We start from the raw sequence: 10,817 nt of genomic DNA, 5'->3' as shown, positions 1-10,817 counted from the left end.
CGTCACGGAGTCGAGCCCCTGTCTCAGTGCATCCGAGACAGGGGCTCTATTGCGTCAATCAGTTGTCGTAGCCGAGGTTCGGCGCCAGCCAGCGTTCGGTCAGGCTCAGTTCCTGGCCTTTGCGCGAGGTGTAGCTCTGCACCTGATCCTTGTCGATTTTGCCCACGGCAAAATACTGCGCCTGCGGATGGGCGAAGTACCAGCCGCTGACCGCTGCCGCCGGGAACATCGCGTAGTGCTCGGTGAGGAACACGCCGCTGCGACCGGCGCGCATTTCCTGGGCCTCAGGGTCGAGCAGGGCGAACAGCGTGGCCTTCTCGGTGTGATCCGGGCACGCCGGGTAGCCGGGAGCAGGGCGGATGCCGGAGTACTGCTCTTTGATCAGCGCCTCGTTGTCGAGAGCTTCATCCTTGGCGTAACCCCAGTGCTCTTTACGCACCTGCTGGTGCAACCACTCGGCGCACGCCTCGGCGAGACGGTCTGCAAGAGCCTTGACCATGATCGAGTTGTAATCGTCGCCAGCGTCCTGATAAGCCTTGGCCACTTCTTCGGCACCGATGCCAGCGGTGGTGATGAAACCACCGACGTAGTCGGTCACTTCGCTGTCCTTCGGCGCGACGAAGTCGGCCAGCGAGAAGTTCGGTTTGCCGTCGGTCTTGATGATCTGCTGACGCAGGTGATGCAGGCGCGCCATTGGCTTGCCGTCATCGCCGTACAGCTCGATATCGTCGTCATGCACCTGATTGGCCGGCCAGAAGCCGAACACCGCACGGGCGCTGATCAGCTTCTCATCGATCAGCTTGGTCAGCATCTCGCGGGCGTCCTTGTACAGCGAGGTTGCCGCTTCACCGACCACTTCGTCTTCAAGGATGCGCGGGAACTTGCCGGCCAGATCCCAGGAGATGAAGAACGGCGTCCAGTCGATGTATTCGGCCAGTACGTTGAGGTCGATGTTGTCCAGCACGCGGGTGCCGGTGAAGGTCGGTTTGACCGGAGTGTAAGAGGCCCAGTCGAACTGGGGTTTTTTTGCGATCGAAGCGGCGTAGCTCAGGCGTTCGGTACGGGCGCTGCGGTTGGCGGTGCGTTCGCGGACGTCGATGTACTCTTCGCGAGTCTTCTGGACGAAACCGGCTTTCAGTTCCTTGGACAGCAGCTGTGTCGCCACGCCCACGGCGCGGGAGGCGTCGGTCACGTAGACCACCGCGTCATTGCTGTACTTCGGCTCGATCTTCACCGCCGTGTGCGCTTTGGAGGTGGTCGCGCCGCCGATCATCAGCGGCAGGTGGAAGTCCTGGCGCTGCATCTCGCGGGCCACGTGGACCATTTCATCCAGCGACGGGGTGATCAGGCCGGACAGACCGATGATGTCGCACTTCTGCTCCTTGGCCACCTGCAGGATTTTCTCGGCCGGGACCATCACGCCGAGGTCGACGATGTCATAGCCGTTGCAACCCAGCACCACGCCGACGATGTTCTTGCCGATGTCGTGCACGTCGCCTTTCACGGTGGCCATCAGGATCTTGCCCTTGGCTTCCGGCTTGTCGCCTTTTTCCAGTTCGATGAACGGGATCAAGTGGGCCACGGCCTGTTTCATCACACGGGCGGATTTCACCACCTGTGGCAGGAACATTTTGCCGGCCCCGAACAGGTCGCCGACGATGTTCATGCCGGACATCAGCGGGCCTTCGATCACTTCGATCGGGCGGGCGAACGACTGACGGGATTCTTCGGTGTCTTCGACGATGTGGGTGGTGATGCCCTTGACCAGCGCATGCTCCAGACGTTTGTTGACGTCCCAGCTGCGCCATTCTTCGGTCTCGGCTTCCTTGACGCTGCCGTCGCCCTTGTACTTGTCGGCGATGGCGAGGAGGGCGTCGGTGCCTTCCGGCGTGCGGTTGAGGATCACGTCTTCAACGGCGTCGCGCAGTTCCTGCGGGATCTGGTCGTAGATCTCCAGCTGACCGGCGTTGACGATGCCCATCGTCAGACCGGCGCGGATCGCGTACAGCAGGAATACCGAGTGAATCGCCTCGCGCACCGGGTTGTTGCCACGGAACGAGAACGACACGTTGGACACACCGCCGGAGCTCAGGGCGTACGGCAGCTCGTCGCGGATGTAGGCACAGGCGTTGATGAAGTCCACAGCGTAGTTGTTGTGTTCTTCGATGCCGGTGGCTACGGCGAAGATGTTCGGGTCGAAGATGATGTCTTCCGGCGGGAAGCCGACTTCGTTGACCAGAATGTCGTAGGAGCGTTTGCAGATTTCTTTCTTGCGCGCTTCGGTATCGGCCTGGCCGGCTTCGTCGAACGCCATCACCACCACGGCGGCGCCGTAGCGCTTGCACAGTTTGGCGTGGTGGATGAACTGCTCGACGCCTTCTTTCATGCTGATCGAGTTGACGATGCCCTTGCCCTGAATGCACTTGAGGCCGGCTTCGATCACTTCCCACTTCGAGGAGTCGATCATGATCGGTACGCGGGAGATGTCCGGCTCGCCGGCAATCAGATTGAGGAAGGTCACCATGGCCTTCTTCGAATCGAGCATCCCCTCGTCCATGTTGATGTCGATCACCTGGGCGCCGGCCTCGACCTGTTGCAGGGCGACTTCCAGGGCTTCGGTGTAGTTGTCTTCACGGATCAGGCGGGCGAATTTTGCGGAACCGGTGATGTTGGTCCGCTCGCCGACGTTGACGAACAATGAGCTGCGATCAATGGTGAACGGTTCCAGACCCGACAGGCGGCAGGCCTTGGGAATGTCCGGAATCTGCCGTGGCGCGTAACCGGCGACAGCTTTGGCGATGGCTTCGATATGGCCCGGCGTGGTGCCGCAGCAACCGCCGACAATGTTGAGGAAACCGCTCTGGGCGAATTCTTCGATGACTTTGGCGGTGTCCACCGGCAGCTCGTCGTACTCGCCGAATTCGTTCGGCAGGCCGGCGTTCGGGTGCGCAGATACGTGGGTGCTGGCCTTGTCCGACAGCTCTTCCAGGTACGGACGCAGTTCGCGGGCGCCGAGGGCGCAGTTCAGGCCCACCGAAATCGGCTTGGCGTGGGCCACGGAGTTCCAGAACGCTTCGGTGGTCTGGCCCGACAGGGTCCGGCCGGAGGCGTCGGTGATGGTGCCGGAGATCATGATCGGCAACTCGAAGCCCAGTTCTTCGAACACGCCTTGCACGGCGAAGATCGCGGCTTTGGCGTTGAGGGTGTCGAAGATGGTTTCGATCAGGATCAGGTCGGCGCCGCCCTCGATCAGGCCTTTGGTGGCCTCGGTGTAGTTTTCCACCAGCTCATCGAAGGTGACGTTGCGATAGCCCGGGTTGTTGACGTCCGGCGACAGCGAGCAGGTGCGGCTGGTCGGGCCGAGCACGCCGGCGACGAAACGCGGCTTGTCCGGGTTCTCGGCGGTCTTGGCGTCAGCGACCTTGCGCGCCAGTCGTGCGCCTTCTACGTTGAGTTCGTAGGCCAGTTCTTCCATGCCGTAGTCAGCCATGGAAATGCGGGTGGCGTTGAAGGTGTTGGTCTCGAGGATGTCGGCGCCGGCATCCAGGTAGGCTTTCTCGATACCGCCGATCACGTCAGGACGGGTAATGACCAGCAGGTCGTTGTTGCCCTTGACGTCGCTCGGCCAGTCGGCGAAGCGTTTGCCGCGATAATCCTGCTCTTCGAGCTTGTAGCTCTGGATCATCGTGCCCATGCCGCCGTCGAGAATCAGGATGCGCTCTTTGAGAGCTTGCTTGAGAGCTTGAAGGCGAACGCTGCGATCGGACATTGGGACTACTCGAAAAAGACCATGACGAAGGGCCGGGATCATAACAAACCTGTGCGGTTTTAGAGCATGTCGAGCTTTTGCATGAATATCGCTCATGTTGGTACGGGCGTCATAACGGTAGAATCGCGGCGTTTTTCTTCAGGATCAGGATCAGGGACATGTCGTACCGCGTCATCAGCATTGCATTGCTGTTTTTAAGCTTTGGCGCGGCGGCGCAGAGTCCCGCTATTTCTTCTTCTATCTCCTACACCCGAGACATCCAGCCGATCTTCACCGAGAAGTGCGTGGCCTGCCATGCGTGCTACGACTCTGCCTGTCAGTTGAACCTGGGCAGCGGCGAAGGCGCGGCCCGTGGCGCGAGCAAGATGCCGGTCTACGATGGCGAACGCACCCAGGCGGCACCGACCACGCGGCTGTTCTACGACGCCTTCGGCAAACGCGCCTGGCAGCAGAAAGACTTCTATTCGGTGCTCGACGCCCAAGGCAGTCAGGCCGCACTGATGGCGCGCATGCTGGAACTGGGACACAAAACGCCGCTGACCCCCAACGCCAAACTGCCGGAAGACATCGTGCTGGGCCTCAACCGCGAGAACCTGTGCGCGATGCCCGCCGAATTCGACGGCTATGCCGGCGCCCACCCGAAAGAGGGCATGCCGCTGGCGGTGACCGGTCTGACCGATCAGCAATACCAGACGCTGCAACGCTGGCTGGCGTCCGGCGCACCTATCGACGAGCAAGGTCTGGCGCCGAGCACCAAGGAAGCGATGCAGATCGTCCAGTGGGAAAACCTGCTCAACCAGCCCGGCGCACGGGAAAGTCTGGTCGGGCGCTGGCTGTACGAGCACTGGTTCCTGGCGCACCTCTATTTCAAGGACGGCGAGCCGGGGCATTACTTCCAGTGGGTGCGTTCGCGCACGCCGACCGGCCAGCCGATCGATCTGATCGCCACGCGCCGCCCGAACGACGATCCGGGCACCCAGGTGTATTACCGCCTGTGGCCGGTGCAGGGCGTGATCGTGCACAAGACCCACATCACTTATCCGCTGAGCGCGGCGAAGATGGCGCGGGTCAAAAGCCTGTTCTACAACGGCAACTGGCAGGTCAATGCCTTGCCGGGCTACGGGCCGCAGAGCCGGGCCAACCCGTTCGCGACCTTCGAGGCGATCCCGGCGCAGGCGCGTTATCAGTTCATGCTCGATAACGCCGAATACTTCGTGCGCACCTTCATTCGCGGCCCGGTGTGCCGTGGACAGATCGCGACCGACGTGATCCGCGACAACTTCTGGGCGCTGTTTCAGGCGCCGGAACATGATCTGTACATCACCGACCCGAACTATCGGGGCCAGGCCACGCCGTTGCTGGCGATGCCGGGGCAGAACGACGACGTCGGCAGTGTCCTGAGCCTGTGGCACAACTACCGCAACAAGCGAAACAAATACGAAGCCCTGCGCCGTGACAGCTACGCCGACCTGCCGGCGCCGAGCTGGTCGACCCTGTGGGCCGGCAACGACAACGCCTTGCTCAGCATCTTCCGCCACTTCGACAGCGCTTCGGTGACCAAAGGCTTGATCGGCGAAGTGCCGCAGACCATGTGGCTGTTCGACTATCCGCTGCTGGAGCGCACTTATTACCAGCTGGCGGTGAATTTCGATGTGTTCGGCAATGTCTCCCATCAGGCGCAAACGCGCCTGTATTTCGACCTGATCCGCAACGGCGCAGAACAGAACTTCCTGCGCCTGATGCCTGCCGATTCCCGCGAGAGTTACCTCGACGATTGGTACCAGAGCAGCGGCCAGTTCAAGATGTGGCTCGATTACGAAGCCATCGACGACGACAAGCCGACTGCGTTGAAACTCGACGAGAAAGACCCGAAACGCGATTTCGCCATGCAATTGCTGGCGCGTTACGGCGATCTCAACGCGCGTCCGGATCCGATCAACCGCTGCGAAGATGCCTATTGCTCGCGCCCGAACATCGACCCGGCCCTGCAGAACGCCGAGCAGGCGCTGAGTCGCCTGACCTCGCGTCCGGCAGCGGGCCTGAAAGTGATCGATCAATTGCCGGAAGCGACGATGCTGCGGGTCGAAACCCGCAGCGGCAAACGCGAGGTCTACAGCCTGCTGCGCAACCGCGCCCACAGCAACGTGGCGTTCCTGCTCGGTGAATCCCTGCGTTATCAGCCAGGGCTGGACACGCTGACGATTTATCCGGGCGTGCTCAGCAGCTACCCGAATTTCATGTTCAACATCCCGGCGGATCAGGTGCCGGCGTTTGTCGATGCCATGGAAGGTGCAAGGGACGCGGCGCAGTTCGAGAAAATCGTCGAACGTTGGGGCATCCGCCGCAGCCATCCGCAGTTCTGGTTCTATTTCCATGACCTGAGCCAGTACATCCACGAAACCGATCCGGTGGAAGAGGGCGTGCTGGACATGAACCGGTACGAGAATCTTTGATCGTTTGAGCGATGGCGGTTGTCCCAATCCTGTGAAGTACGGGATCGGGAGCGCCATCGATGTTGATTTCAGTGCAGGCCCTGCGAGCGCTCGCCGCGTGGGCGGTGGTCTGCCATCACTTCATGCAGATTTTCTTCGATTTCGAGGCGCGCGGGCCAATAGGGCAGCTGTTCATCGACAAGGGCGCCGTGGGCGTCGATATCTTTTTCGTGATCAGCGGGCTGGTGATTTTCCTGTCCACCGAAGGCAAGGCACTGCCGCCGGCGCGGTTTCTGTTGTATCGACTGTTCCGTATTGTTCCGGCGTATTGGCTCTACACCGTGCTGATGGCGTTGCTGGTGGTGTTCGCTCGACCGTTGCTGCCGGATCAGACGGTGGACTGGAGTCATTTGCTGCTTTCGTTGCTGTTTATCCCGACGGAAAACCCCGGCGGCTACGGGATCTATCCGACCCTGAATGTCGGCTGGACCCTGAATTACGAAATGCTGTTCTACGTGCTGTTCGCCTGGGCGCTGCTGTTCCGGCTGCAAGTACGTTTGCTGGTGGTTGCGGCGCTGCTGTTTGCGGTGTGTCAGGCCTGGACCGGGTTTGGCTGGGTCAGCGAGTTTTATCGCTCGGACATCGTTTATGAGTTCCTGCTGGGGATCGGCATCGGCATGCTTTACCGTCGCGGCTGGATCGGGCCGGCGCTTTGGCTGCCCTTATTGGGGATCGGCGCGGCGTTGCTGGCGATCTATCACCTGCCGCCGGAACCCCGATTGCTGAACTGGGGCGTGCCCAGTGCGGTGCTGGTCATGGCCAGTATGGCGCTGGAGCGGCATGTCGAGCGCAACAGGCTGCTCAAGCTGCTGGGTGACTGTTCGTACTCGGTGTATCTGATGCACGTGCTGGTGCTGTCGGCCGGCGGTTATCTGGCCCGACGCTACGGGATCAACCCGTATTTGATGTTTGTCATCTGTGCGCTGGCTATCGCTATCGGTTCGTGGCTGAGCTACGAATGGGTGGAAAAGCGCAGTTATCAATGGCTTAAAGCGCGGATTGACGGCGAACCTGGCGCCTAGCCGATTTGCGAACTATTCCTACGTAAATACTAGGACTTTGTGCCGCGCGCCGATTGGCGTAAACTCCGCCTCAAGCCTGCGAGGAGTCTCCATGACCGCTATTACCATTACCGACGCCGCCCATGATTACCTGGCCGATCTGCTCTCCAAGCAGAACACCCCGGGCATCGGCATCCGCGTTTTCATTACCCAGCCTGGCACCCAGTACGCCGAAACCTGCATTGCCTACTGCAAGCCGGGCGAAGAGAAACCTGAAGACACGGCGCTGGGGCTGAAAAGCTTCACCGCTTACATCGACTCGTTCAGCGAAGCGTTTCTCGATGATGCCGTCGTCGACTACGCCACCGACCGCATGGGCGGCCAGCTGACCATCAAGGCGCCAAACGCCAAAGTCCCGATGGTCAACGCCGACAGCCCGATCAACGAGCGCATCAACTACTACCTGCAAACCGAAATCAACCCGGGGCTGGCCAGCCACGGCGGTCAGGTCAGCCTGATCGATGTGGTTGAAGACGGCATTGCCGTGCTGCAGTTCGGCGGCGGTTGCCAGGGCTGCGGCCAGGCGGACGTGACCCTGAAGGAAGGCATCGAGCGCACCTTGCTCGAGCGCATTCCGGAGCTCAAGGGCGTTCGCGACGTGACCGACCACACGCAGAAAGAAAACGCCTACTACTAAGGTGTTCGCTGCGGCATGAAAAACGGCGCCCCGTGAGCGCCGTTTTTTTATGCGTGAGATTCAATTGATCGTTCCCACGCTCTGCGTGGGAATGCAGCCGTGGACGCTCCGCGTCCCATTCACGGTCTGTACAGGTGCGCATGCCCCGCGCGATACAGCGACGACTCGCTAAAGTGATCGCTACCCAACACCCGCCCTACCAGAATCAACGCCGTACGCCGAAACCCCTTCGCCGCCACCTTCTCGGCAATATCTTCCAGCGTCCCTGTCACCCAGTCCTGATCCGGCCACGTCGCCCGGTGAATCACCGCGATCGGGCAATCCGTGCCGTAATGCGGCAGCAGTTCGGCAATGATCTTCTCCAGATGATTGACCCCCAGATGAATCGCCATGGTCGCCCCGTGCTGCGCCAGGTTGCCGAGCTCTTCGCCGGCAGGCATCGCGGTCTTGTCGGCATAACGGGTCAGAATCACGCTTTGCGAGATGTCCGGCAGGGTCAGTTCGGCGCCCAACAGCGCGGCGCACGCGGCGGTGGCGGTCACGCCGGGAATGATCTCGAACGGAATATCCAGCTCGCGCAAATAACGAATCTGCTCGCCAATGGCGCCATACAGACTCGGATCCCCCGAATGCACCCGCGCCACGTCCTGGCCCTTGGCATGGGCGGTCTTGATCAGGTCGATGATCTGTTCCAGGTGCAGCTCGGCGCTGTTGACCAGGGTTTCAGCGCAATGACCTTCCAGCACCGCCGTCGGCACCAGCGAACCTGCGTAGATGATCACCGGGCAACTGCGGATCAGCCGCTGGCCTTTGACAGTGATCAATTCCGGGTCGCCGGGGCCGGCGCCGATGAAGTAAACGGTCATCGTTGGATCCTGTAGAAAAGGGGCAGGGCGGTGCTTCACAAGCCTTTCAGATGAAGAATGCTCATGATCGAAAGCGGGGATTATCGGGATTTTACGCCGCGCCGGCCAATGCCAGAGTTGCCTGAGCGTACTTTTGCCGGGAAATCAGCAGTTTTGCCGGGCCACTGATCAACTGTTCGGCGAGCGCCAGAGCAGCACTTTCCGCTACGCCGTAGCAGCCGGTGCGTTCGAAGGCGATCTGTGAATGATGACTCAAACGTTGCTGATAACTGGCCAGTTCCTCGCTGCTGAAATACAGCAACGGCAGCGCCAGCTGGGCGGCGAGTTCCTGCAAACCGGGTTCATCGCGCTTGAGGTCGATGCTGGCGAGCGCCTTGACCTTCTCAAGATCAATTCGGTGGGCCTGCAACGCCTGATCAAGCAATGCACGCAGCGTGCTGGCCGGGCAGCCGCGCTGGCAGCCCAGGCCGACCACGAAGGTCGGCGCTGCGCTGTCATCGGTCATGCGTGGTACTGACCTTCGCTTTTGCGGCGGAACAACCAGGCGCTGATCAGGCCCAGGGCCAGCCAGAACGCGACGTTGGTCAGCTGCGAAGCGATTTTGAACTGGGCTTCGAGGGCTTCCGGGGCGAGCATCGAATGCACTTCCGGTTGCGGCGCGCCGATCACGTGCGGCACGGCAAGGATCGCCACGCCGAGGATCTTCATCAGCCAGTTACGGCTGAACGCGATCAAGGCCAGGCCGACAGCGGTGGAGGCCGCAGTGCCGATCCACCACATCTGCCGCGAGGCCAGATCCGCAGCGGCAGTGCCCGGCAGCTCAGGTGGCAGGCCCATGGTCGGGGCGAGCACGAAGGTCGCGTAACCGGCCAGGCCCCAGAGCAGGCCTTGCGAAGTCTTGGTCGGCGCACGCAGGGTGTACAGGCCCGCCAGCATCAGGGCGAAACCCACGGCAACCACCAGATTGCCGCCGGTGGTGGAGACCACGCGCTGCCAGCCGTCTTCCGGCTCCCAGGCTTCGGCATCGTGGGTGTGGGCGGCGGTGCCGGCGGCGTGTTCGTGAACTTCGGCAACCGGTTCGGCTTTCTCAAAGGTTTCGGCCTGCAGAATCAGCGGCGAAACCCAGAAGCTTTGCAGCAACGTCAGGAGCAGGGCGGCCAGAAGGCCGGTGAAACCTGCGGTCTGCGCAATACGCTTGATCATGTCGTCAGGTCTCAGTGGCACGGGAACGCGGCGCTGTGGCGGGTATCGTGGGCGGCGTTGTGTACCGCTTCGATGTGCGAGAAACCGGCGAAATACACAAGGCACGCACCGAGAATCGACGCGCAGACGGCGGCGGTCAGGCGTTGGCTCAGGGTGGTGGTGCTGGAGATCTTGTCCGAATTGCTGCCGGTGCTGCTGATGATCGACATGGCGCTTCCCTCTGGAGTGTCAGCGGGTGAATAGAGCGCATGAAAACCCCTGCGGCCGGGCACGCAGAGGTTCGAACAGCGCCCGCCCACCGCGGGTTTGTTATGTTCAGTAACGCAAGACGCGCACTGTGTGTTGCGGGCCGGTCTCCGGGCTCACGAGGGGTTGGCGTCTGGCCGACCTGCAAGCGTCACCTTCCCATGCCTGTGGGCACAGTGGATCTGACGCTTCGCTCGCTTACCGTTGCGGGGGCAGCACCGGACTGACATGGCTTTAGAGTAAAGCACATGATTCACCGGTTTCCCGTTTCACCCTGTGAAGGGCACCCGTAACAAGTTGTGTAGGAGACCATGCGCGGGGGATTTGAGTCAATTGGGATTGGGATTGGGATTGGGGGCAGATCCGTTGCTGCGGTTATGGCTGCTTAGGGTTCCGCCCTTACGGCGGGTCACTTTTTCCAAACGCCGAAAAAGTAACCAAAAAGGCTTTACCCTGACGTTCGGCCCTCGCTGTGGCTCGGGGTTCCTTCGCTCCGGGATTGATCCGGGGGCATCGCCTACGGTTTGCTTCGCTGCACCTCCT

At 61.2% G+C, this 10,817-nt stretch carries 8 protein-coding genes and 1 riboswitch; of the genes, 3 read left to right on the top strand and 5 right to left on the bottom strand.

The features are described 5' to 3' along the window. Positions 1-58 precede the first annotated feature (58 nt). Entirely contained in the window at positions 59-3,769 is a 3,711-nt protein-coding gene (metH, locus tag GQX66_RS03990) for a methionine synthase (RefSeq protein ID WP_240866657.1), read from the bottom strand. Between the two features lie 158 nt (positions 3,770-3,927). On the opposite strand from metH, the gene GQX66_RS03985 reads away from it, so the two are divergent. The 3 genes from GQX66_RS03985 to nfuA all read left to right on the top strand — a co-directional run bounded on the left by GQX66_RS03985 (position 3,928) and on the right by nfuA (position 7,959). Beyond that, positions 3,928-6,222, top strand: coding sequence for a fatty acid cis/trans isomerase (locus GQX66_RS03985; protein WP_240866637.1), 2,295 nt, complete (start codon positions 3,928-3,930; stop codon positions 6,220-6,222). A gap of 59 nt (positions 6,223-6,281) precedes the next feature. Then, the gene (locus GQX66_RS03980; protein ID WP_240866623.1) at positions 6,282-7,283 is read left to right on the top strand and encodes an acyltransferase; all 1,002 of its coding nucleotides are present in this window, start codon (positions 6,282-6,284) and stop codon (positions 7,281-7,283) included. Between the two features lie 91 nt (positions 7,284-7,374). Next, on the top strand, positions 7,375-7,959 hold the full coding sequence (gene nfuA, locus GQX66_RS03975) for a Fe-S biogenesis protein NfuA (RefSeq protein WP_007959519.1): 585 nt from the start codon (positions 7,375-7,377) through the stop codon (positions 7,957-7,959). Between the two features lie 119 nt (positions 7,960-8,078). Here nfuA and cobM read toward each other — a convergent pair whose 3' ends face one another. From cobM to GQX66_RS03955, 4 genes are all read right to left on the bottom strand, one after another. Next, positions 8,079-8,825, bottom strand: a complete 747-nt coding sequence (gene cobM / locus GQX66_RS03970) for a precorrin-4 C(11)-methyltransferase (RefSeq protein WP_129973507.1) — start codon at positions 8,823-8,825, stop codon at positions 8,079-8,081. A gap of 91 nt (positions 8,826-8,916) precedes the next feature. After that, positions 8,917-9,330 (bottom strand): cobalamin biosynthesis protein, encoded by a 414-nt coding sequence (locus GQX66_RS03965; RefSeq protein ID WP_011334491.1) that lies wholly within the window; start codon positions 9,328-9,330, stop codon positions 8,917-8,919. Beyond that, positions 9,327-10,028, bottom strand: a complete 702-nt coding sequence (locus GQX66_RS03960; protein WP_115078119.1) for a CbtA family protein — start codon at positions 10,026-10,028, stop codon at positions 9,327-9,329. Before GQX66_RS03960 ends, GQX66_RS03965 begins: the two co-directional genes overlap by 4 nt. A gap of 11 nt (positions 10,029-10,039) precedes the next feature. Further along, a complete protein-coding gene (locus GQX66_RS03955; protein WP_007959524.1) occupies positions 10,040-10,237 on the bottom strand; it encodes a CbtB domain-containing protein in 198 nt (65 codons plus the stop codon). 120 nt (positions 10,238-10,357) lie between these two features. Beyond that, a riboswitch (cobalamin riboswitch) is annotated at positions 10,358-10,580 on the bottom strand. Between the last annotated feature and the right edge of the window lie 237 nt (positions 10,581-10,817).

Source organism: Pseudomonas sp. B707, from assembly GCF_022496685.1.
Lineage (GTDB): Bacteria > Pseudomonadota > Gammaproteobacteria > Pseudomonadales > Pseudomonadaceae > Aquipseudomonas > Aquipseudomonas paraglycinae.
The sequence above is the reverse complement of the archived record's forward strand: the minus strand, read 5'-3'. Positions and strand labels throughout refer to the sequence as shown.